At 47.6% G+C, this 23,656-nt stretch carries 22 protein-coding genes; 18 read left to right on the top strand and 4 right to left on the bottom strand.

Features of this window, described 5'->3' with window-relative positions; all coding sequences use genetic code 11:
• Positions 1-40 precede the first annotated feature (40 nt).
• The 10 genes from dnaJ to KNQ18_RS10720 all read left to right on the top strand — a co-directional run bounded on the left by dnaJ (position 41) and on the right by KNQ18_RS10720 (position 10,345).
• Positions 41-1,147 carry a molecular chaperone DnaJ gene (dnaJ, locus tag KNQ18_RS10765; protein ID WP_023467442.1) on the top strand — a complete coding sequence of 369 codons (1,107 nt, stop codon included), beginning with the start codon at positions 41-43 and terminating at the stop codon, positions 1,145-1,147.
• 25 nt (positions 1,148-1,172) lie between these two features.
• Positions 1,173-2,120, top strand: coding sequence for a 50S ribosomal protein L11 methyltransferase (gene prmA, locus KNQ18_RS10760; RefSeq protein ID WP_029341002.1), 948 nt, complete (start codon positions 1,173-1,175; stop codon positions 2,118-2,120).
• 4 nt (positions 2,121-2,124) lie between these two features.
• Complete coding sequence (locus KNQ18_RS10755) at positions 2,125-2,871, top strand: 16S rRNA (uracil(1498)-N(3))-methyltransferase (RefSeq protein WP_215084737.1); 747 nt, start codon at positions 2,125-2,127, stop codon at positions 2,869-2,871.
• A gap of 5 nt (positions 2,872-2,876) precedes the next feature.
• A complete protein-coding gene (mtaB, locus tag KNQ18_RS10750; protein WP_214724414.1) occupies positions 2,877-4,211 on the top strand; it encodes a tRNA (N(6)-L-threonylcarbamoyladenosine(37)-C(2))-methylthiotransferase MtaB in 1,335 nt (444 codons plus the stop codon).
• Between the two features lie 107 nt (positions 4,212-4,318).
• Complete coding sequence (rluF, locus tag KNQ18_RS10745) at positions 4,319-5,014, top strand: 23S rRNA pseudouridine(2604) synthase RluF (protein WP_023467446.1); 696 nt, start codon at positions 4,319-4,321, stop codon at positions 5,012-5,014.
• Between the two features lie 53 nt (positions 5,015-5,067).
• Positions 5,068-5,943 (top strand): EamA family transporter RarD, encoded by an 876-nt coding sequence (gene rarD, locus KNQ18_RS10740; protein WP_050676933.1) that lies wholly within the window; start codon positions 5,068-5,070, stop codon positions 5,941-5,943.
• A 16-nt stretch (positions 5,944-5,959) separates the two neighbouring features.
• The gene (gene rarD, locus KNQ18_RS10735; RefSeq protein WP_215084735.1) at positions 5,960-6,844 is read left to right on the top strand and encodes an EamA family transporter RarD; all 885 of its coding nucleotides are present in this window, start codon (positions 5,960-5,962) and stop codon (positions 6,842-6,844) included.
• Between the two features lie 76 nt (positions 6,845-6,920).
• Positions 6,921-7,586: a deoxyribose-phosphate aldolase gene (gene deoC, locus KNQ18_RS10730; RefSeq protein ID WP_215084733.1), complete on the top strand. Its 666-nt coding sequence runs from the start codon at positions 6,921-6,923 to the stop codon at positions 7,584-7,586.
• A gap of 138 nt (positions 7,587-7,724) precedes the next feature.
• Positions 7,725-8,699, top strand: coding sequence for a BMP family lipoprotein (locus KNQ18_RS10725; RefSeq protein WP_058704806.1), 975 nt, complete (start codon positions 7,725-7,727; stop codon positions 8,697-8,699).
• Complete coding sequence (locus KNQ18_RS10720) at positions 8,696-10,345, top strand: methyl-accepting chemotaxis protein (RefSeq protein WP_050676930.1); 1,650 nt, start codon at positions 8,696-8,698, stop codon at positions 10,343-10,345. Before KNQ18_RS10725 ends, KNQ18_RS10720 begins: the two co-directional genes overlap by 4 nt.
• A 64-nt stretch (positions 10,346-10,409) precedes the next feature.
• Here KNQ18_RS10720 and KNQ18_RS10715 read toward each other — a convergent pair whose 3' ends face one another.
• Positions 10,410-11,657 (bottom strand): murein hydrolase activator EnvC family protein, encoded by a 1,248-nt coding sequence (locus tag KNQ18_RS10715; protein ID WP_133207947.1) that lies wholly within the window; start codon positions 11,655-11,657, stop codon positions 10,410-10,412.
• A gap of 346 nt (positions 11,658-12,003) precedes the next feature.
• Positions 12,004-12,753 carry an SDR family NAD(P)-dependent oxidoreductase gene (locus tag KNQ18_RS10710; RefSeq protein ID WP_050676928.1) on the bottom strand — a complete coding sequence of 250 codons (750 nt, stop codon included), beginning with the start codon at positions 12,751-12,753 and terminating at the stop codon, positions 12,004-12,006.
• Between the two features lie 135 nt (positions 12,754-12,888).
• Here KNQ18_RS10710 and KNQ18_RS10705 point away from each other — a divergent pair, with 135 nt between their 5' ends.
• From KNQ18_RS10705 to KNQ18_RS10695, 3 genes are all read left to right on the top strand, one after another.
• Positions 12,889-13,323, top strand: a complete 435-nt coding sequence (locus KNQ18_RS10705) for a YkvA family protein (RefSeq protein ID WP_029341012.1) — start codon at positions 12,889-12,891, stop codon at positions 13,321-13,323.
• A 129-nt stretch (positions 13,324-13,452) separates the two neighbouring features.
• Positions 13,453-14,016 (top strand): DedA family protein, encoded by a 564-nt coding sequence (locus KNQ18_RS10700; protein ID WP_050676927.1) that lies wholly within the window; start codon positions 13,453-13,455, stop codon positions 14,014-14,016.
• A gap of 25 nt (positions 14,017-14,041) precedes the next feature.
• Positions 14,042-14,671 carry an HAD family hydrolase gene (locus KNQ18_RS10695; protein WP_215084731.1) on the top strand — a complete coding sequence of 210 codons (630 nt, stop codon included), beginning with the start codon at positions 14,042-14,044 and terminating at the stop codon, positions 14,669-14,671.
• Between the two features lie 86 nt (positions 14,672-14,757).
• Here the strand turns inward: KNQ18_RS10695 and KNQ18_RS10690 are convergent, their stop codons facing one another.
• Positions 14,758-15,816: a PTS sugar transporter subunit IIC gene (locus KNQ18_RS10690; RefSeq protein ID WP_215084729.1), complete on the bottom strand. Its 1,059-nt coding sequence runs from the start codon at positions 15,814-15,816 to the stop codon at positions 14,758-14,760.
• 188 nt (positions 15,817-16,004) lie between these two features.
• On the opposite strand from KNQ18_RS10690, the gene KNQ18_RS10685 reads away from it, so the two are divergent.
• Entirely contained in the window at positions 16,005-17,000 is a 996-nt protein-coding gene (locus tag KNQ18_RS10685; protein WP_050678356.1) for an NADP-dependent oxidoreductase, read from the top strand.
• Between the two features lie 58 nt (positions 17,001-17,058).
• Here KNQ18_RS10685 and KNQ18_RS10680 read toward each other — a convergent pair whose 3' ends face one another.
• Positions 17,059-17,223 (bottom strand): hypothetical protein, encoded by a 165-nt coding sequence (locus KNQ18_RS10680; RefSeq protein ID WP_167507528.1) that lies wholly within the window; start codon positions 17,221-17,223, stop codon positions 17,059-17,061.
• A 287-nt stretch (positions 17,224-17,510) separates the two neighbouring features.
• Here KNQ18_RS10680 and KNQ18_RS10675 point away from each other — a divergent pair, with 287 nt between their 5' ends.
• Genes KNQ18_RS10675 through KNQ18_RS10660 form a run of 4 tightly spaced genes read left to right on the top strand, consistent with a single transcriptional unit; the run spans position 17,511 to position 23,597 of the window.
• The gene (locus KNQ18_RS10675; RefSeq protein WP_214768993.1) at positions 17,511-20,135 is read left to right on the top strand and encodes a glycosyltransferase; all 2,625 of its coding nucleotides are present in this window, start codon (positions 17,511-17,513) and stop codon (positions 20,133-20,135) included.
• Entirely contained in the window at positions 20,132-21,136 is a 1,005-nt protein-coding gene (locus tag KNQ18_RS10670) for a class I SAM-dependent methyltransferase (protein WP_251133343.1), read from the top strand. Before KNQ18_RS10675 ends, KNQ18_RS10670 begins: the two co-directional genes overlap by 4 nt.
• Positions 21,031-22,347: a glycosyltransferase family 4 protein gene (locus KNQ18_RS10665; protein WP_231681782.1), complete on the top strand. Its 1,317-nt coding sequence runs from the start codon at positions 21,031-21,033 to the stop codon at positions 22,345-22,347. The genes KNQ18_RS10670 and KNQ18_RS10665 overlap by 106 nt, the downstream gene beginning before the upstream one ends.
• A complete protein-coding gene (locus KNQ18_RS10660; protein ID WP_215084727.1) occupies positions 22,344-23,597 on the top strand; it encodes a glycosyltransferase family 4 protein in 1,254 nt (417 codons plus the stop codon). The genes KNQ18_RS10665 and KNQ18_RS10660 overlap by 4 nt, the downstream gene beginning before the upstream one ends.
• The last annotated feature ends 59 nt before the right edge of the window (positions 23,598-23,656 follow it).

The raw sequence follows: 23,656 nt of genomic DNA, 5'->3' as shown, positions 1-23,656 counted from the left end.
CAGTATGAAATGAATCGGAATAGAGAGAGGAAGACTGCACGTGGAAAAACGCGATTATTATGAAGTACTAGGCGTCGCGCGCGATGCCTCATCAGCGGAAATCAAACGCGCGTACCGTAAGCTTGCCCGGACGTATCACCCGGACGTCAATAAGGAAGCAGATGCGGATGCGAAATTCAAGGAATTATCGGAAGCATATGAAGTGTTATCCGATGACAATAAACGAGCACGTTACGATCAATTCGGTCACCAAGATCCATCACAAGGTGGCGGTGGATTCAGTGGAGCTGAAGGATTTGGCGACATCTTCGACATGTTCTTCGGTGGCGGACGTCGTCAAGATCCAAACGCACCACGTAAAGGACAGGATTTACAATACGTCGAGGAAATCGACTTCATGGAATCGGTCACAGGCGTCGAGAAGACGATTACGATTCCAGTCGAAGAAGATTGCGGTACATGTCATGGTTCGGGTGCTAAACCAGGAACACATCCGGAAACATGTAAACGATGCGGTGGTTCGGGGCATATCAACGTCGAACAAAACACGATGTTCGGTCGTGTCGTCAACCAAACGACATGTTCGACATGTCATGGCCGTGGACAAATCGTCAAGGAGCCATGTGAAACATGTCGTGGAGCCGGTCGCGTCCGTAAAAACAAAGATGTCCGTGTCAAAATTCCAGCAGGGATCGACAATGGGCAACAAATCCGTTTAGCAGGCAAAGGGGAAGCTGGTGTCAACGGTGGACCAGCGGGTGACTTGTATGTCGTCGTTCGTGTCGCAGCACACGAACTGTTCGAACGTGTCGACGATCATATCGTCATGGATATGCCACTTACATTCGCGCAAGCAACACTTGGCGATGAGATCGAAGTGCCGACTGTTCACGGTAAGGTCAGTCTGAAGATTCCAGCCGGAACACAGACAGGATCACGGTTCCGTCTCCGTGGAAAAGGGATGCCGAACGTCCGGTCCGGTCACCATGGCGACCAGTACGTCAATGTCGTCGTCATTACACCGAAGAATCTGACGGAACGTCAAAAAGAACTCTTACGGGAATTCAATGAAATCAGCGATGAAAAAGGTGTCGAAGAGCAACACGAAGGTGTCTTCAGCCGGATCAAGACATTCTTCACAGGGTGATCACTACAGAGGAGCGTGACAAGAAATGAAATGGTCAGAGATCTGTGTCCATACGACACAAGAAGCCATCGAAGCAGTTTCAAACATCTTACATGAAGCGGGAGCAAGCGGAGTCGTTATCGAGGATGTCGAAGATTTCGAGATGATGTCCCACCGCGAAGATAACTTCGGTGAAATTTGGGATGAGACGAAACGAGACGAGTATCCGACACAAGGTGTACTCGTGAAGGCGTATCTTGCAGAAAGCAGCGATTTGACGGACACGATCAAAGGCATCGAACATGATATCCAGCAGTTGACGAACTTTGGTTTGTCGATTGGCACGGGTGCTGTCACGCTGACTCAAGTAGATGAAGAAGATTGGGCACATTCATGGAAACAATTCTATAAGCCGGTCAAAATTAGTCGCCATCTGACGGTCGTCCCAATGTGGGAAGATTATACACCACAACCGGATGAAAAAATCATCGAGCTCGATCCAGGCATGGCGTTCGGAACGGGAACACACCCGACGACGGTCCTCTGTATTCAAGCGATTGAGAACTACTTGCAAGAGCAAGACCGTGTCGTCGATGTCGGAACGGGATCCGGTGTCCTAGCGATTGCAGCTGCGAAGCTTGGGGCAAAAGATGTCTTTGCACTGGATTTAGACGAAGTCGCTGTCAAATCGGCGACGGAAAACGTCGCTTTGAACGAAGTCAGTGAGCAGATCACGGTCCGTCAAGGCGACTTGATGAAGGAATTGAGTGAGCCGGTCGAGTTGATCGTCGCAAACATCTTAGCGGAAGTCATCCTCCTCTTCGTCAAGGATGCTTATACATTGACGTTACCAGGCGGTCATTTCATCGCTTCCGGTATCATCAGTCAGAAGAAGGATATGGTCGTCCAAGCGATGCAAGAAGCAGGTTTCACAATCGTCGAGACGACGAAGCTTGAGGACTGGGTCGCGATCATCGCGAAACGGGAGGCGTAAACGCATGCAACGGTATTTCGTCGAGCCCTCGATGCGTCAGGGAGATGTCTTTCATCTCCCGAAAGACGACGCACACCATATGAAAAACGTCATGCGGATGGAAGTCGGCGGAGAGATTCTCGTACTCGACGGGACAGGTCTTTACCGGTGCCGTCTGGAAGCACTCGATAAACAAGCGGCTTCTGCCCGGATCGAAGAGACTCTACCGATCGAGACGGAATTACCGATTCGTGTGACGATCGCCCATGGATTGCCAAAAGGCGATAAGATCGAACTCGTTGCCCAAAAAGCAACGGAACTCGGGATCCATCATCTACGAATTTTCGAAGCCGACCGTTCCGTCTCGAAATGGGATCAGAAGAAGGTTCCGAAAAAGATTGAACGACTCGAAAAAATCGTCAAGGAAGCAGCGGAACAATCGTACCGTGCCCACTTGCCGACAGTCGACTTCGTGGCGTATGATGAAGTCTTACAGGATGCATCGAACTATACGGCTTGTCTGGTTGCCTATGAAGAATCAGCGAAACAAGGGGAGGTCTCCGTCCTCGCTACGACGCTTGCTGGATTGCAAGAGGGTGATTCCCTTCTTGTCGTCATCGGACCTGAAGGTGGGTTCGCTGAAGCAGAAATCGCACGTTTGACGGATGCCGGTTTTAAAAAAGCCGCTCTAGGGCGTCGCATCTTACGGACGGAAACGGCACCATTGTATGTCCTTTCCGCCGTCTCGTATCATTTTGAATTGAAAGGGTGAACGAAATGGCAACTGTTGCCTTTCAAACGCTTGGCTGTAAAGTCAACCATTACGAAACAGAAGCTGTCTGGCAACTGTTCAAGGACGCTGGCTACGCACGCGTTGATTTTGCTGATCATGCGGACGTGTATGTCGTCAATACATGTACGGTCACGAATACCGGAGATAAGAAAAGTCGCCAAGTCATCCGACGGGCGATTCGCCAAAATCCGGATAGTGTCATCTGCGTAACGGGTTGTTATGCTCAAACGTCTCCTGCTGAGATCATGGCGATTCCTGGCGTCGATGTCGTCGTCGGAACACAAGATCGGCATAAAATGATTGGATACATCGAACAATTCCGTGAAGAACGCATGCCAATCAATGCGGTCGGAAACATCATGAAAGCAAAAGTCTATGAAGAACTGGATGTACCGGCCTTTACGGACCGGACACGGGCTTCGCTGAAAATTCAAGAAGGTTGTAACAACTTCTGTACGTTCTGTATCATCCCATGGGCGCGTGGTCTCATGCGGTCTCGTCAACCGGAAGATGTCTTGAAGCAAGCACAACAGCTCGTTGATGCGGGTTACAAAGAAATCGTCTTGACGGGAATCCATACAGGTGGATACGGAGAAGACTTGAAAGACTACAACTTAGCAAAATTACTTAAAGCACTCGAATCCGTCAATGGACTTGAACGCTTGCGCATTTCGTCGATCGAAGCGAGTCAAATCACGGACGAGGTACTTGATGTCCTGAAGGATTCGCCGATCGTCGTTCGTCACTTGCACGTTCCGATCCAGTCGGCATCCGATACGGTCCTTCGCCGGATGCGCCGCAAGTATACGATGGCGGAATTCGGAGAACGGATCACGCGTCTGAAAGAAGTCCTTCCTGACTGTGCGATCACATCGGATGTCATCGTTGGTTTCCCAGGTGAGACGGAAGAAGAGTTCATGGAAACGTTCAACTTCATCAATGACCATAAGTTCAGTGAGTTGCATGTCTTCCCGTACTCGAAACGGACCGGTACACCGGCTGCGATGATGGACGATCAAGTCGAGGAATCGATCAAAGAAGAACGCGTCGCGCGTTTGATTGCTTTATCGGATCAACTCGCGAAGGAATATGCTTCGAAATACGAAGGAGAACTGCTTGAGATCATTCCGGAAGAATTTTCGGAAGAAGCAGGCGGTCGTCTCGTCGGTTACACGGATAACTATCTGCGTGTTGCAATCGAAGGCGATGAGTCAATGATCGGACAACTCGTTCGTGTCAAAATCATGAAAGCCGGCTATCCGATGAATGATGGTCAATTCGTCCGCATCATGCAGACATTAAAAGACGCTGCAGTCTAATCGAAAGGGCAAAGGAAACCTCTGGTTTTCTTTGCCACTTTTTTTGTTTTCATTTCAGGAATGCGCTACACTGAATACAGTTCAATTAAGGAAAGAGGATATCATTCATGCGAATCAACAAATTCATTAGCGAAACGGGCTTTTGCTCAAGACGTGCTGCCGATAAACTAATCGATGCAGGTCGTGTGACGATCAACGGTCTGACAGCAGAACTCGGCTCGCAAGCTGAAGAAACGGACGTCGTCGAAATCGACGGTCAGCCGCTCCAGACAAAACCAAAACCTGTCTACATCGTCTTAAATAAACCAGTCGGCATCACGTGTACGACAGAGCTTGATATCGAAGGAAACATCATCGATTTCGTCAATCATCCGAAGCGGATTTTCCCAATCGGTCGCCTCGATAAAGATTCAGACGGCTTGATTCTGTTGACGAATGACGGTGATGTCGTTAACCGGATCTTACGAGCAGAAAACAATCACGACAAAGAATATATCGTAACCGTCGATGCACCAATTACGGATACGTTCATTCAAGGGATGGCGAGTGGTGTTGACATTCTCGGTACGACAACGAAGGAATGCATCGTTGAACCACTTGAGACACGGACATTCCGGATCATTTTGACGCAAGGGTTAAATCGTCAGATTCGCCGTATGTGTAAAGAGTTCGGCTACCGAGTTAAGCGTCTGCAACGCGTCCGGATCATGAATATCGAGCTCGGCGATTTACCAATCGGTTCTTGGCGTGATTTGACAGAAGAGGAATTACGCGAATTGTTTACGACGCTTGACGGGCAATAAGGTTCAAAGAAAGTCGCCACTGGCGGCTTTCTTCTTACATAAGGGGGATGACCGTGGATAAACGGGGTATGAGTGCGACATTCGTCGCCTACGTGATTGGTGGACTGTTGCCGATCTACAAAGTATTTGCTGCTGGTATTCCAGCATGGACGGTCGTTTCGATTCGGATTTTGAGTGCGTTCATTTTCGTGACACTGTTGTTACGCCTGACGAAGAAATTCCAATTCGTTCGTCAATTATGGCAAAACAAACGTCAGCGCTATACCGTGCTTGCGGCAGGGCTCGTATTAGGTGGGAACTGGTCGCTCTATCTGTACGCCATCGGGGAAGGCTATATCGTTGAGTCGTCACTCGGGTATTACATCAATCCGCTCGTCAGCGTCTTGTTCGGTTTGATTTTTTTTAAGGAACGATTGACGCGTCCGCAAGTGATTGCAATTTTATCAGCAATCATCGGTGTGATGATTTTAACGCTCGGTTATGGTCAATTTCCGATCATCGCCTTTTCACTTGCCGTTTCGTTCGCATTTTACGGTGTACTAAAGAAAAAGGCAGCAGCCGAACCATTATCCGGATTATTTTTAGAGACACTCGTCACGCTCCCGTTCGCTCTCTTGACGCTTGGTGTGACAGATAGTCAACCGCTTGCGATGCCGACGAGTGCATTGATTGCGATCATCATGCTCGGAATCGCAACAGCAGTCCAATTGATGTTATTCGGATACGGAATGCCGAAAATCCCGTTTGTCTACGTCGGGATTCTCCAATACATTGCCCCGACGCTGACGCTGCTCCTTGGAATTTATCTATTTAATGACGTCTTTACGACGATTCACTTCATCGCTTTCCTGTTCATTTGGATTGCTGTTGCTCTCTTTACGATCAGCGGTTTATCGGCAGGAAAGATGCGAATGAAGAAGGTATCATAATGAAAGAAGGGATTACGTGAATCTACCAGGATTCTTTGCGACACTTGTCGCGTATATCATTTGGGGACTCTTACCGCTCTACTGGAAGATGCTCGCCAATGTACCGAGTGAAGAGATACTGGCACACCGCATCATCTGGTCATTCTTATTTCTGCTCATCCTATTATCATTTCAAAAAGCGCTTGGGAAGTGGAAGACGGCGCTGCGCGATCCGTTCACGCGCCGACTCTTTTTCTTAAACGGACTGATCATCAGTCTGAACTGGTTCATCTATATCTGGGCCGTCAATCATCAATTCATTGTCGAAGCGTCGCTTGGTTATTACATCAACCCGCTCGTCAGCATCGTCTTTGGTGTCGTATTCTTTCGTGAAAAACTCTCACGGATCGAGTGGGTATCGATTGTCCTTGCGACAATCGGTGTCTTGATTTTAACGATTGGCTACGGCGAGTTTCCATGGATTTCGATCGCACTTGCCTTAAGCTTCGGCTTTTACGGCGTCGTCAAAAAGCGGCGACCGCTCGAATCAACGGTTAGTCTGACGCTTGAGACGATGGCGCCGCTTCCGCTTGCCTTGATTTTTCTCGGGTATTGGCAGGTGCAAGGGACGTCTTCGATGACCGAATCCGTTGGTACGACGACCGAACTCATCTTGACCGGGATCGTCACCGCCGTTCCACTTTTGTTATTCGGATTCGGGGCACAACGGATTCCATTCACGTGGGTCGGATTCCTCCAATTCGTCGCACCAACCTTGTCGCTTGGACTCGGTGTATTGCTTTATCACGAACCATTTACTAAAACACACATGGTGGCGTTTACATGTATTTGGACAGCAGCAATCGTCTTTACGCTCAATGGTGTCTGGATTCGGAAAAAACAGCTTCGAAAAGTCGCTTAAAAAGATAGAAGTCTGACCTCTTGCGTGATAGAATAAAAACAGAGTCTAAGGGATACCCTTAAGGAGGACAACAAACATGAATTTAGCAGGAATGATCGACCATACGGCACTGAAGCCAGAAACATCACGTGCTCAGATCGAAACACTCTGTAAAGAAGCATTAGAATACAAATTTGCAAGCGTCTGTGTTAACCCAACATACGTCGCGTTAGCAGCAAAACTCTTAAAATCAGATGATGACGTCAAAGTATGTACAGTCATCGGCTTCCCACTTGGAGCAAACACGCCAGAAGTGAAAGCATTTGAAACAAAAGATGCGATCCAAAACGGTGCAACAGAAATCGATATGGTTCTCAACATCGGCGCATTAAAAGATGGCGATCTTGAGTTAGTTGAACGTGACATTCGTGCGGTTGTCGAAGCGGCAAACGGTACACTCGTTAAAGTCATTTTCGAAAACTGCCTTCTTACAAAAGAAGAAATCAAAACAGCTGCTGAACTTTCAGTTAAAGCAGGTGCTAACTTCGTGAAGACATCGACTGGTTTCTCAACTGGTGGTGCTACAGTTGAAGACATCCGTCTCATGCGTGAGACAGTTGGTCCTGACATCGGTGTTAAAGCATCTGGTGGTGTTCGCGACTTCGAAGGTGCAAAAGCAATGATCGATGCAGGTGCATCGCGAATTGGTGCATCAGCAGGAATTGCAATCGTTACAGGCGGTACGTCTGATAGCGACTACTAAGAATATCTGACATGTCCCTCTTTTTAAGAGGGGCATGTTTTTTTTGTTATGAAAGTATTCTGATTTTAAATTTTGTATTAAGAAGTCAGACATCGCTTCCGATAATCAGATGTAGAATGTTGGAAGGGTGTGGAATAGATGAAACGATGGAGTGGAATCATCCTGGCATCGACACTTAGCCTCGCAGGGTGCGGTAGTGTCATCGATGATCCAGAACGGGCAGTCAAGGAAAGAAAGGAAATGGCAGTCGTCTTGTCTGATGTGGGACTTGGCGATCAGTCGTTCAGCGATGCGGCAATGAGTGGTATGGCGTTGTTACGCGAGAAGGAAGGCTGGTCGATCGATTACCGAGAATTGAATGAAACGAAGACTTATAAAGCAGCATTCGAAGCGTTAGCGAAAAAGAAGCCGACCGTTATCGTCGGACTCGGCTTTATGGGACAGACGGATCTTGAAACGGTTGCTAAAAAATATCCGAAACAACAATTCGCCTTGATTGATGCTGTTTCGACGTTACCGAACGTGCTCTCGGTTACATTCAAGGAAGATGAGGGTAGTTACTTAGCCGGTGCTGCGGCAGGGATCCAAACGAAGACGAATACGATTGGTTTCGTCGGTGGGATGAAGTCACCTCTGATCGAAAAATTCGAAAAAGGATACATAGCTGGCGCAAAAGCCGTCAATCCAAAAACAAAAGTACTCGTCGAATATGCTGAAGACTTTGCAGCGCCCGAAAAGGGACGGACGCTCGCAAACGAAATGATGCAGAAAAAGGCAGACGTATTATACGCAGCTGCTGGATTGACGGGAAGTGGTGTCCTGGAGGCAGCGCAAACGAAGGGGAAAAAAGCCATCGGTGTCGATAGCGATCAGACCGCGATTGCACCTGACGCCGTCATGACGTCAATGCTAAAACAAGTTGATCTTGCGATTACGAAAATCGGACAAGATGTAGCTGCGAAAGGTCTACAGTCCGGACAAGTCGTCCTTGGCGTCAAAGAAGGAGCGATCCAGTTGGCTCCAATCCGAAACACGAACTTTACGGACGGAGAACGAAAAAAATTAGAGCAGCTGCAGCAAGATGTGCTCGAAGGTAAGGTGACGATCCAATGACGTTACGGAAACGATTTTTACTCTCAACGTTAGTGACGATTTTGAGTGTCGTCATCTTGATGGGATGGACTTTGTTCCAGCTCCGTCAAATTCAGTCCTACAACGAAGATTATGGGAAACAGCTCGTTGAGATCTCAGAACTTGAAACGAAGCTCTTATACGAACAAGCAGCCTGGAACCGACTGGCAAGCCAACCGTCTGAGAGTCAGGCGGAGCAAGTACAGGCACTTAGTAAAAAGAACGAACAAGCATTAAACGAATTACAGAAGACGTATTTGATTCCTGCATTTCAAGAAGAGTTGAACCGGGCGGATATGAAGTATAAGACGCTTGCAACGAAGCGGACAGAACTGACGGACGCGATGAATCCGATTGAAATTCGCTCGCACGCTGCACAGATTGAGGGTGTCCTCAGTGATCTCTACACGTTACATACGAAAAATGGAGAGTTTTATGATGTCTTACAACGTGAAGCAAAAGACGAGACATTAAATCTGACGCGGACTGTCTTGATCGCTACATTCATTCTCCTGATTGGTCTTGCGTTATACAACTGGTACTTCGCACGTAGCATCACGCGACCGATCAGCCGTGTCGTCCGGACGGCAGAACAGATTTCGGACGGAGACTTATCGCAGGAATTAGTCGTATCCGGTCGAAAAGATGAGATTGGTCGACTCGAGACAGCGGTTGCGCAGATGCAAGGAACATTGCATGAGGTCATCGGAACGATTAGTCGTTCGTCGAACACGATTCGTCAGATGAGTACGGAAGCGACGACAGAGAACGCGAACATCGTTGAAGTATCGGGAAACATGACCCATGCGATCAATGAGATGGCAAGTGGGACACAAACAGTGTCGGACGATATCCAGACGACAGTCAGTACGATGTCCGATATGCAACAGCTCTTTGAAGAGAGTGAACAACGTGCACAAACGGCTTATGCAGAAGGACAGGCGGCCGATCACGTGATGGTTCAAAGTAGTTCCGTCATGGAACAGCAAGCACGGTCACTTCGCGCGTCAACAGAACAAAATCGCGAACTCGGTCAGAAACTGGAAGGTTTCTTAGAACAGACGCAACAAATTGAACAGATGGCACAACTTGTCGCGGGAGTCTCCGCGCAGACGAACTTATTGTCACTCAATGCGGCAATCGAGGCGGCACGGGCTGGAGAAGCTGGTCGAGGATTTGCCGTCGTGGCAAGTGAAGTTAAAAAGTTAGCAGATGAGACACACGAAGCGACGCGCTCGATCTTCTCGCTTGTCCGTTCGATTCGTCAGGACGGTGCTGTTTTACAAGAAGCACTCGTGCAAGCGGAGCGGGAGCAGACGAATCAGGTCGAGAACTTTACGCATGTTCAACAAGCTTTCGGTGAAACACGTCAAAAGGTAGCGAGTGTGACGGAAACCCTCGATTACGTGACGAAACAACTCGTTCATTCGAAGCAACAAGCCCGCCATGTCGTTGGTCAAGTCAGTACAGTCAGTGGTGTCATGGAAGAACTTGCAGCTGGAAATGAAGAGATCGCTGCTTCGATGCGTGATCAACAGGCCTCGTTTGAACAGATTCATCAATTGATGCAAGAACTCGAGTCGACGACGACGTCGCTTGACAGTCAGACACATCAATTCAAAATTTAATGAACACAGCAAAAAGTGCACTCCTTCTCGGGAAGAGAAGAAGTGCACTTTTTCTTGAATCGACTTAGAAGAAGCTTTCTGGGTCGAGCTCATTCGTCCGTCCATTCGCATCATACTGGTACCCACCATCGTGGATTTCAAAATGCAAGTGTGGACCAGTTGAGTTACCGGTGCTTCCGAGAACACCGATTTGCTGTCCTTGTTTGACTTGTTGTCCCTGTTTAACGTTCAAGGCATTCATATGGGCATAAACGGTCGTATACGTTTTCCCGTCGATATTATGAGAGATATAGACGTGGTTGCCGTAAGGACCACCTGAACTTGCTAAGATGACTGTCCCGCTTGCAGATGCAACGATTGGCGAGTTGAGTGGACCAGCGAAGTCGGTTCCATTGTGGTACGCATAACCATTGCTTCCGCTTGCTGCACCCATTCCTTGCGAAACAGAGCCTTGAGCAGGTTTGATGAATTTACCTTTTGCTTTTGAGATGACTTTCGTGCTGGCCTTGCTAACAGATGCTGGTGCTGCCGATTGTTTCGCAGCTTTTGCGGCAGCTGCCTTTGCTGCTCGTGCTGCTGCTTTTTCAGCTGCTTCCTGTGCCTTCAGTTGGGCCGATGCCTCTTTCAGGCTTAGGATATTGGATTCAATTTTTTTCTTTTGCGACGTCAGACGCTTCAAAAGTGCTGTGCGCTTTTGTTTTTCTTGTTTCAGTTCACGTTGTTTCTTTTTTAAAACATTACGATCTTCAATCAAGTCTTGGCGTGTCTGCTTTAGTTCTTCTTTCGCAGCTGCCAGTTCTTTTTTGTTTGATTCGTAATCTTTTAACAAAGAAGCATCGCTTTCCGCGATTGTATTGAAGGCATTGAAGCGGCTAATCATATCACCGACATCTTTTGCGCCGAATACGGCCTCAAGCAGCGGAGCGTTATCGGCTTTCGACTGACGGACCGCCAGACGATCACCGAGCATTTTTTCTTGTTTCTTGATTTTCTTTTGTAGCTTCTCGATTTTATCTTCTAATCGAGCAATCTGTTTCGTGTTCTCGTCGATTTTCTTTTGATTCTCGACGACTTGTAATGTCAGCCCATTAATCTGTTGATCCAGTGCGTAGACTTGTTGTTGTGCTTTAGATAACTGGTTATTCTTTTGAGACAACGCCTCACGTTGCTTCGATTGTTGTTGCTGGTTTTGTTGTTGCTTTTCTTTATATGAACTTGCCGCGTCGACGGGAGTTGTCGTCATGAGCGGACTTGCGAGTAAAGTGAGTGTCATGAGCGATAGCCCAATTGACTTTCCGAAAGGTCGTTTCATAAACTAAGCGTCATTCCTTTCCCTTGTATGAAGTGTTACCTTTCCCACTCTAACAAGAAAATCGGAAAATCAACTTTACAATTCTTTTAAAAAAATGCAAGAGAAGCTAGCGAAAAGTATGAAGAATTTATGAAAATAATGATTGATTAAGATTCGGATAAGGGCAAATCGTTGATATGAAGGGGAAGTTTATCGTGTAATCAATTGATTTCCGAATGATGTCAGAAGATATATTTTTGTAACATCATATCAAGAGAAGGTTTAAGAAGAATTGAGAAAGGTATAAGTATAGTTTTTGTAAAATGAAAATAATAATAGAGTGCCTAAATCAGGCACTCTTCATGAATCATTCTTCGTAAATCATTTTTCGTGTCATCCCGCCGTCTAGGACCAGTGTTTCTCCCGTCAAGAAGTCGTTATCTGGATGCGTTAGATAAAGAGCAGCACGTGCGACATCACTTGGTTTTCCGACGCGACCGGCTGGATGCTGACTGTGGTCTTCGGGTGATAATTCTTGGTAGTCACCGGTTTCGATCCAACCCGGAGCAATCGCGTTGACGAGAATTCCGTCTTCTCCGAGTGAGACAGCAAGTGCATGGGTCAGGGCAAAAATGCCACCTTTCGTCGACGCATAAGATTCTGTATGCGGTTCCGACATGAAGGCGCGGGTCGAAGCGAGGTTGACGATCCGACCACCACTTTTACTTTGTTTCAAATAGGGTGTAGCGGCCTTAGTCGTTAGAAAGATGCTACGCAGGTTCGTATGATGAACCCGATCCCATTCCTCAAGCGACAATTCGAGTAAGGGTTTTCGGATCATGATACCGGCGTTGTTGATGACGATGTCGATGCGACCCGTATGTTCAATCGCTTTTTCGATCAACAGTTGAACGTCTTTTTCATGTTGGATATCGAGGTGATAGAAGTAAGCCGTTCCACCATCTTCTTCAATTTGTTGAACTAGTTCGTCTCCTGTCATTTGATCGATGTCAGCAAGAACGACATTTGCGCCATGCGTAGCGTAGGTGCGGGCGAGTTCTGCACCAATTCCATTCGCCGCTCCCGTAATGATGACGGTTTGATTAACATGATTCATAAAATCATCCTTTCTGTAACGCTTCTCTCCCTTTTTTACCGTTCCATCATATCCTGAAACCTGACAGGATTATCATACGTAGGAACAGGGAAATAGAAAAGCGTTGAAGTTACTTTAGAATGGGGGAAAACAGGAATGAAATTCTCAAATCAACAATTAGAAAAACAACAAAATCAATATGCCGAAGATGCAAAAGATTATATCGATCGTCCGAAAAAGACGAACTCGCTGTTACAACGAGCAACTGCTAAAGTGAACGGGAACTCTCGTTTGTCCGTCGTCTTCTCGCCGTTGACGTTGTTCGTCGATATGATTCGCGCGTACCAGTCAGGTGAATATCGCAACATTCGTCGTACGACGATTTTAAAAGTAATCGGAGCGTTGATTTACCTCGTGTCACCGATTGATCTCGTACCTGATTTCGTACTCGGATTTGGTTTCGCAGACGATATCGCCGTCATCCTTTTCGTCACGAAAACAGTCTTTGAAGAGTTGACACGTTTCAGTGACTGGCAAGATGAACAACAAAAGCGTCGTACGCAACCAGTACAAAGTGAGGATGCGTATTAATCAAATAATGATCCGAGCGACTTCACTATGAGAAGTCGCTCTTCTTTGTCTACGGAGAGCCGTTTCCTGTACGCCTTCTTGAAAGTTCGATACACTAGAAATAGTTGGTAAAGAGAGAGGGGGGCGAAGATGGGACACCAGTGGATGGAATCATACGGTTATATCGGGATTATGATGACGCTCATGTTTCCATTCATACCGAGCGAAGTACCGCTCGCGTATGCCGGATATCTCGTGCATACCGCACAGGCGAATCTTTTATTTATGTTGTTCCTCGCTGTAGTGAGCTTCGTCATTAGTCAGAACCTCTTCTTTACGATTGGTCAGTTCGGGAGTGAACGGTTATTGAATCGTTTATTCAAATGGTTTCGGATTTCGGAAACAAAAATGCTTCAGTTTCAGACACAAATGGAGACAAAGGGACGCTATATCCTTCTTCTGTCTCCGATGTGGCGCATCGGATTTGCGATTGGTGCCGGTCTGACTGGTGTTTCACGCTGGACGTTTACCGTCGTGACGACGATTTCCTTTTTCCTTTGGTCGGCGATTTTCATTTGGGGCGGGAAAGCCGTCGGACATGAATGGCGAAAATTGCACCACCTCAATCATCCAATAGTTTGGATTGGTTTAGGCGTGTTGATTACGGTTGGCTACTTGATTCAAAAAAAGAGAAAAGCAAAAAAAGAGATCTAAGAGGAGATCTAAAAGGAGTGGGAACATGGCAATTATCTTATTCGATATTGACGGTACATTGATTGATTCAACGGAACAGATGACAGAAGCAATCCATCGAGCGATGGAGGACATGCCGCATCTTCCAAAACCTTCTCAATCGAGTGTACAAGCGAGCTATGGTTTGGCGGGAAGTGCCTTTTGGCGTAAGGCGATTCCGGAAGCCTCAGAAGAGGATATTCGGTTGATTCGTAAAAAAAGACATGGTCATCTAGAAGCGACGATGGCAGAACAGAACGTCTTGTTCGACGGAATTCGATCTTTATTAGAAGCGCTAGTTTCCGCAGGACATACCATTTCAACAGCGAGTAATTGTGGCAACCACTATCTAAACCTTGTGCTGGATAGCCAGAGAATTCGTTCATTCTTCACGAGTCCGAAATGCTTAGAATCCGTCAACGGGAAAGAAAAAGCGGATATCTTGCGAGCACACCGTGAGGAGTTTGGGGAAGAGTCCTACTGGATGATCGGGGATCGGTCTTCCGATGTTGAAGCGGCCCGTAAGCAAAACATGCCGGTCGTCTTATGCCAGTATGGTTTTGGGACACAATCCGAGTGGGATTCGGCGGACCATGTCATCGAGACACCGCTTGACTTACTGACAGTGATCAAATAAATGCACAAAAAAGCCAAGTTCGATCCGTCGATTTTTTAGACGGTCGGCTTGGCTTTTTTTGTGATGAAAGAACGCTAACGATGAACTTACTCAAAATCCAGTCGGTATGGCTCTGCACTCATCCATGGACGGAATCTCCGGAAGAGCAGATGGAACAACAGACAAAGAATGACGGGCAAGACGATGAATAATCCGAGAACGAATGTCATGTTGAACAATGTCCAGCCCCCTGACATCAGATGTAACGCATTGATCGGACCGATTAGACCAGACATCCCGAAGCCGGCACTAAACGGCGTACCTTGGACGCCGAGCATTCCTGCTAGTGCGCCAAGGATAGCAGCACTACACATGACAGGTAGGATCATCAATGGATTACGTATGAAGTTCGCCATCTGGATTTTAGGAGAACCAAGAAAATGAGCAATCGACGTTCCGCGTGAATTCGCTTGCCACCCGGCAATCGCAAGACCGAATCCAGCGGCACAGACGCCTAGATTCGCAGCTCCGGCGGCAACACCGGATAAACTGATGGCTGTCGCAATGCCGACCGTTGAAAGCGGAGAAACGATAAGTACGGAAAAAGTAATCGCAATCAGAATACCCATTAAGACGGGTTGAAGTGCCGTAAAGTCTGAGATGACATGTCCGATCGCTGTCGTGATCCGTGTCACGAATGGATACGTTAACACACCAATCCCACCGGCACCGACAATCAAAATCGTTGGCATGACAAGCACCGTATACGTCTTGAAACGTTCACCGATCAATAAGACGATTGCCGTCGCAACAGCTGCCGTCAGACCAGCATTGATGACGTCGCCCGTGCCGACGAAAACGAAGGTCGCATCTGCACGAGTTGCAACGCCTGATCCAACGACCGTCGCAAGACCAATCGACGTGGTCGCAATCGGAGTCACTTTAAATTGCATGGCTACGGCAACACCAATCACCATCGGCAAAAGACGCATCGCGAGTGTGGTGGCATCTAAAACATGCTGGGCTCCGGATACGTATGGCAACAATGCCTTAGCGAGTTCCCCGAGTAGTGCTCCTGGAATAAGGGCAACGAGAATTCCGATACTGAGTCCGTTTAAAACATGAACGGCGAATTGACGCGGCTTACGCAAAATAGATGAATCCATACAAGTCCTCTCCTTATGTAACGCTTTTATGCATAACAGTATAAAAGTTATGAATTGTGTTTTATCTTACGGCAAGAACAGAAGGACGTCAAGAAAAAGTTAGAAAATTCCAAACGAGCAAAGGATTCGTCTTTCAGAAACGGAATTGTTACAGTGAAGAAGTACATTGAATGAGGAGGTCATGAATCATGTCAGAACAACGTATCGTATTAGCAGCACGACCAAACGGAAAGCCAACAGGGGAAACATTCCGCTATGAATCATTTGAGTTAGCAGAGCTGAAGGAAGGACAAGTCGCACTGGAGTCACTCTATATCTCGGTCGATCCATATATGCGGGGTCGTATGAACGATGCGCGTTCTTATTCGCAACCATTTGAGATTGATGAACCGATTCACGGAGGTGTCGTAGCGCGTGTCATCGAGTCTAAAAGTGAAGGGCTCAAGTCTGGTGATGTCGTCGTCGGGATGCTCGATTGGGCAACAAAAGCAGTCGTCGATGCGAAAACCGTTCGTAAAATCGATGAGCAGATCGCACCTATTTCAACAGCACTCGGTGTTCTCGGAATGACAGGGATGACAGCGTATTTCGGATTGCTTGATATCGGGAATCCACAACCAGGGGAAACGGTCGTCGTATCGGCAGCAGCAGGGGCTGTTGGATCAATCGTTGGTCAAATCGCTAAAATCAAAGGAGCACGTGTCGTCGGAATCGCAGGAAGTGACGAAAAGCTACAACACTTAAAAGCAGATCTTGGTTTTGACGAAGTCATCAACTATAAAACGGAAGACATCCGAGAGGCATTGGACCGGACATGTCCAGACGGGATCGATGTCTATTTTGAAAACGTCGGCGGAGAGATTGGTGATGCAGTCCTTGATCGACTCAATCCATTCGCGCGGGTACCAGTCTGCGGTGCCATTTCTGGATATAACGCACAACAGGACATTGGTCCACGTGTTCAATCGAAATTAATCATCGCGCGCGCGCGCATGCAAGGTTTCTTAGTGGGCGACTATGGAAAACGTTTTAAAGAGGCAGCTGAGCAACTTGGTCAATGGGTTAGTGAAGGGAAGTTGCAATACGAAGAGACGATCTTTGAAGGATTCGATCGTGTACCAGATGCGTTCCTTGGCTTGTTCGATGGTTCGAACACAGGGAAACTACTAGTAAAAGTTAAGTGAACATGCCAAAAGAGGTTGCGGAATCATTTCCGCAACCTCTTTTTCTATGGCGTGAGATTCACGAATTTTTTCGATCGCGCTCGAGCTCTTCTGGATCAGGATCCGGATGCTGTGTTTCCGCAGGCTTGATTCCGGGATCTGATGTCTCAGCTGGATCAGGATCCGGGTGAAGACCAACGTCTGCCTTTTCATCTGGTAAATCATGATTTTTTTCGTTTAACATGTCCAGTCATCTCCTTTTATCAGTACGTAGTAATGTTTCCCCGTTTTTTAAATCCAAAACAATGAGAGTGCATAGGATTCGTTTTTGAAAACATGTGAATGACTTCCACGGACAAGAAAGCGAAACTGGTCGATTTCCTAGGAAATACAGGTTGACTGAACTGGAATGTAAGGAAAATCCAAAAAAGCTTCACTAAGTCTTTACAAAAACCTTGCAAGTCCTTCAAGTAGCCTTTGAACTGCTTCCGTAGACTAAGAAAGAGTTGAAAAGAGGAAGGGTGTTTACGTGTGAGTGATCAAAAATGGAAACGACAAATCATGCAACAACTGAACTGGGTCCGCGAAGAGAAAAAACGGCTTACGAGCGCGACGACCGCAAGTAAAGATGCACTCGAAAAACTCCGTCAGTTAGACGTCTTGCGACTGCCGACGGTTCGAACTTCTAATAACACGACGACACGTTATCGACAAAATAGCCAAGCATCACTGCTGAATCAATTGGATGTCTCGGAGATTCCGGTCCGGACGACGACGCGTTACTATGAAAAGCGACCAATCGAGATGGCAATCGTCTGCTCGGAATTCATGTATGCCTATTATGAAGATGCCGTTCATCTCCACTACGTCAATGCGCATACATTCGAAGAAGTCTTCGAGCGTGAGATTGATCTCTTTTTAGTCGTTTCCTCATGGAAGGGGTTACGAGGAGACGATTGGAAAGGTGTCGCCACACCGAATTCAAAGAAACGCCAACGACTGCTTTCGATGATGCAGGAAGTCAAAGCCAAAGGAATTCCAGTCGTCTTTCAATCGACGGAAGATCCGAGCAATCATGAACGGTTTCAAGACGTGGCGCAAGCTGCCGATTATGTCCTGACTTCAGATGAGGCGATGATTCCTGAATACCGCGTCTTATGTGGTCATGATCGGATCATGGCGATGCCGTTTGGTGTCAATCCATTGATTCACAATCCGATCGGAGCGACACGTAGCCGAAAGAAAGGTGTTTTATTTGCCGGTAGCTGGATGGCGAAATATCCGGAGCGTGTTAAAGATACGGAGATGTTGTTTGATGGGGTGATGCAATCCTCGCACGAACTCGATATCGTGGACCGGAATTATCATCTCGACTTACCAGCCTATCAGTTTCCGGAGCGCTATCAATCACGGGTCGCACCAGCGATTCCTTACGATGCTTTACAACAAGTCAGTAAATGTTACGACTGGGTCTTGAACCTGAATAGCATCAAATACAGTAAAACGATGTGTGCTCGTCGCGTTTATGAATCGCAAGCACTCGGGAATTTGATCTTGTCGAATTACAGTATCGCCGTCAACAACGAGTTTCCGAATATCTTCACTGTGCATGACGCACAGGAGGCGACGGCAATCGTGGAACGTACGTCACAGGATGAAATCGAACGGTTACGGGCAGAAGGACTTCGTGCCGTCATGACGGAGCATACGGTCTTCGAACGGATGGATCAGATCCTAGCGTTCATTGGACGAGTACCTGAAACACGGAAACATCGCTTACTCATCGTCGTCGCCCAGGATGGGGAAGCCATTCGTGACGTGATTGATCGCCAAAGTCTCACACCAGACGAAATCGTCTCAGCGGATACGTTGACGGAGCAAACCTATGATCAAGCGGATCTCGTTGCTTGGATGGATGGACAGGAATCTTATGGCGAATATTATTTAGAGGACCTCGTGAATGGCTTTAAATATAGCGATGCCAGCATCGTCCGAAAGGGAAGCGAGCATCCGTATCATGTACAAGAGATGAGCGGTAGCCGAAACGGTGCGATTGTTTGGCGGTCAGCTATCGGATATGACATGTTCCAGGCAGATGAACTGAACGGAAAAACACTGTTGATCGATCAATTTGAGTGGAACGAGCAGACGGTAGTTCCGACGAATCAGACCCCGCAACTGTCGGTCGTCGTTCCGATCTATAACAATGGGAAACACCTCACGTATAAATGTTTCGCCAGTCTAACGCGGATGGATCGATTCATGGAGTCGGAGATTTTACTCGTAGATGATGGATCGACGGACATAGCGACACGTCAAGCCGTAGAGCGTCTCGCGCGACGCTATGGAAATGTCAGAACTTATTTCTTCGAGACAGGCGGAAGCGGTAGTGCTTCACGTCCGCGTAACAAAGGAGTCGAGATGGCACGAGCTGACTATGTGACGTTCCTTGATCCGGATAACGAGGTACTCAGTGATCGATATGCCTTTTTGCTTCAAGAACTAGAAAAAGATCCATCACTTGATTTTGTGGCAGGGCATATGAAAAAGCTTGCCGAGAAGACGAGTATCATCGCCTTGCCAACGATTCGTAAACAAGGACGAACGGTTTGTGAGGATCCGAAAGCTTTTCTATTGAAACATCGGTTTGCGGTACAAAGCATTCAAGCACTCGTCGTCCGTCGTACCTTCCTGCTTGAACATCAATTGGAACAAGTCGTCGGTGCGGTCGGTCAGGACTCCTTGTTCTTCCAAGAATTGATGCTTCGCGCGAACCGTGTCTTACTCGTCAATCGAGTCATCCATTATTATTACGCAGCCGTTGCAGGGTCAACCGTGAATGCATTGACGGTGAAGTTCTTTGAACGAAGTGTCGTCCGAGAGCGGGCACGAGCCGAGAAATTCGCTCGTTATGGAGTGCTAGAGGAATACAAGGAAACTCGATTCGAGCATTTCTTTGAGCATTGGTATCTTGTCAAGTTACGCTACTGCAGTGATAAGGACTTTGCACCGAGTGTCGCATTACTACGCACGATCATCGGATTCTATGAACCAATCACGTTGACGAACCCGTTGATTCGTCGATTCATGGAGCTTGCAGATCGACAGGAGACGGATCGACTTCAACACTTACTACTCGAGGAGGTGCAAAAATGACGGCATCGATGAAAACAGCACGCCCCAAGGATCAAATCCGAGCTGCCTACTACGATCAGTTAGGCGGTGGATTCGGTAAAAAAGTCCGCGCGCGTGTTCACTGGATCGTTCGACAAGCAAAAGGAGAGCACATTTTAGATATTGGTTGTTCGGGTGGAGTCGTCCCGATTTTGCTCGGACGCGAAGGGAAACATGTCATCGGGATCGATGTGTTACCAGAAGCGATCATCGAGGCCAAACAAGCGTTACTTGAAGAACCGGCATCCGTAAAAGAAAAAGTGGAATTACATGAAGCAAATGTCATGACGTACACACCTGACATTCAATTCGATACAGTCTTGATGACGGAAGTACTGGAACATATCGGGGAGCCAGAGCGCTTTATCGCCCGTGCCGTCTCGTTCATCGCACCAGAAGGACGACTCGTCATCACAGTCCCATTTGGAGTGAACGATTATGCGGATCACAAACGGACGTATTATTTAAACCGACTGCTTGAACAGTTGACACCCTTCGGTAAGATCGAGACGATCGAGCGGATTGACAAGTGGCTTGGGATCACGATTCAAGTCTATCCGGAACCTCAATCCGGTCGATCGATTCTACCGGCGGAAGTCGAATGGCTTGAAGACGCCTTTGAAGAGGTGGAACGATTGCATCTCGCAACGATCATTGATTTAAAACGCAAGCAACAGAATCTAGAACGAAAAGTTCAGCGGTTAGGGGAACAAACGGACCAATTGGAACACGCTCAAGTCGAATTGCTACGTCATGAACAGCAACTACAGGAACAGCGTGAACAATATAAGATGCTCGAAGAACAATATGCCGTACTGCTTGATCGATTCGAAGGATCATTGGTGGCAAATCTGGAATTGCTGGAGGCGAATGCATCATGGAAATCAAAATACCGCTCACTCGCGCGATCAAAGCTCGGAAAAATCGTCGTCCGCTACTGGAAGTTCCGACGTCAACTCAAGCAGCGCCGGAGTCGTCGATGAACGTCTTGATGATTTGTCAAAATTTCTATCCGGAAATCGGGAGTGCGGCAAACCGAATGAAGAATATCTTCAAGCGGATGGAACAAGCGGGAAGTGACGTCCATGTGTTGACGTCAGAACCGCTCTATCCGACGGCAGAACTTTATACGGACTCGATGTTCTGGGATGAACCGAGCCTCGATACGGCACATGTAACCCGTATCCAACCGCGTGACGTCCGGGCGACGAATAATTTATGGCGGCGTCTTCGCCTGTTCGTGGAACAATTCGTACTCGCGGTAAAAGAGGTGCGACATGACCCGAAATCCTATGCCTACATCTATGCGACGACGCCATCCATCTTCATGGGGCTCGTCGGGGTCGTCGCGAAACATGTCAAAAAGGCTCCTTTGATTCTCGATGTACGTGATTTATGGCCGGAATCGTTGATTGGCGTCGGAATCACGAAATCACGTCTCTTATTGACTCCGCTCTACTGGCTTGAAAAGTGGATGTATCGTCAGGCAGATCAATTGGTTATCAACAGTGAGGGGTTTCGATCGTATATTGAAGGGCGGGGCATTGCACCGGAAAAAATTCATTACATCCCGAACTCCATCGAGGAAAATGAGTGGTTGATCAAACGCCGAAAAGTATCGGAACAAGTGCGCGTCGTATATACAGGGAATATCGGACTCGCACAAGATGTATTCTTGTTGCTTGACGTCGCACAAGAACTTCAACAAGAGCAGGATATCTGCTTTCAAGTCGTCGGTTACGGCTATCACAAGCAAACGTTCGAACGACTCGTCAAGGAACGTGGATTGACGAATATCGAGTTTCTTGACGCGATGCCACGCTGGGATGCGTTGAAACAACTCGCGAAGAGTGACATCGCCTTTGCGACACTCGTCGAGAGTACAGCGTTCGATACAGTGACACCAGGCAAAATCATCGACTACATGGCGATGGGCTGTGCCATCGTCGGTGCGGTATCCGGTCATGCGGCGCATGTCATCGAAGAAGCAGGAGCCGGTTATGTGTCTGTCCAGCGGAAAAAAGAGGAGATTGTCGATCATATTCTCGAGTTATCACGAAATCCAGAGAAACGTGCAGCGATGGGACGGGCGGGTGTGGATTACGTCCAACGCCATTTCGATTGGGAACAAAATGAACAGCGCTTGTTTGAAGCCATCGAACAAACGCAGTCACGAAAGGCGGTCGCAGAATGAAGCGCATTGGAATGTTTGTTTGGAATCCGTTTACGAATGACGCCCGTGTCTTACGTGAATGTACGGCACTCGTCGAAGCAGGACACCGCGTGGACCTATACTGCTTAAATGACGGCACACTTCCAGAAGTCGAATACCCGATGTCTGGGTTTCGCGTCATTCGAATCGACCGGACGCCACCTTTTGCGAGGTGGCTCTCGTTCTTTCGCAAACGGAAAAAACGGACCCTTGTTATCGGATTGATGGGTGCGCTTCTTGCGCCATGGCTTATTCCCGTGATGCTCGTGCTCTTTTTACTCATGCGAAGTCGATTCATCCGTTACGCCCTATATAACAGTTTCGGCATTCTTCGTATGACACGTACTGCCCGGAAGCATGATTATGACGTCATGCATGCGAACGATGTCAATACGTTACCACAAGCGATTGGGGCGGCGCGTGGTGCCCAAATCGTCTATGACTCGCATGAAGTCCAGACCGATCGGACAGGATACGGAAGCATGCAAGGGAAATTAGAACGCTGGTTGCTTCGATTCGTCGACCAGACAATCGTTGAAAATGACACGCGTGCAGATTATCATCAAAAATTATATGGAACCCGACCATCCGTCTTGCACAATTATCCGTTTTACGAACCGATTGTTCCGCAACCGCGACCGTTACGCGAAGAGTTAGCACTCGTACCAGACGAGCCGATTTTGTTGTATCAAGGCGGGATCCAGGAAGGACGTGGACTGGAGAGACTCATTGAAGCGATGCCGTTCATCGATCGAGGAACACTTATTTTCGTTGGAGATGGAAAGTTAAAGGGGAAACTGATGCAACTGGCTACGCAATCATCGGAAAAGTCTCGTATCCGCTTCATTGATAAGGTTCCACTTGCTGAACTACCCAGTTACACGGCAGCGGCGACGGTCGGCTTTCAAGTCCTCCAGAACGTTTGCTTCAATCATTATTCCGCTTCTTCGAATAAACTATTCGAATACATGGCGGCGTTGATTCCTGTCATCGCGGCCGACTTACCAGAAATCCGTCGTGTCGTCGAAACAGAAGGAGTTGGATTAATCGTCGATGTCGAATCACCGCAGAGTATCGCCGAGGCGGTCAATCGTCTAGTGAAGGATGAGAACTTGCGACGGGCGATGCAGGAACGAGCAAGCGTAGCAAGGAGACAATACAACTGGGAGCAAGAAAAAGGTCGACTTCTTGCTGTCTATGACTCGATTTTCATGGAATCTGGCGCAAAATAAGAAAAATAGTCAACGACTCGAAGGGAAATCCACGTGCAATGAAGGCGGATTCCTGACGA

This window comes from Exiguobacterium sp. s78 (genome assembly GCF_018618985.1).
Taxonomy (GTDB): Bacteria; Bacillota; Bacilli; order Exiguobacteriales; family Exiguobacteriaceae; genus Exiguobacterium_A; species Exiguobacterium_A abrahamii.
Note: the sequence above shows the minus strand (reverse complement) of the source record. Positions and strands in the feature narration are given on the sequence as shown.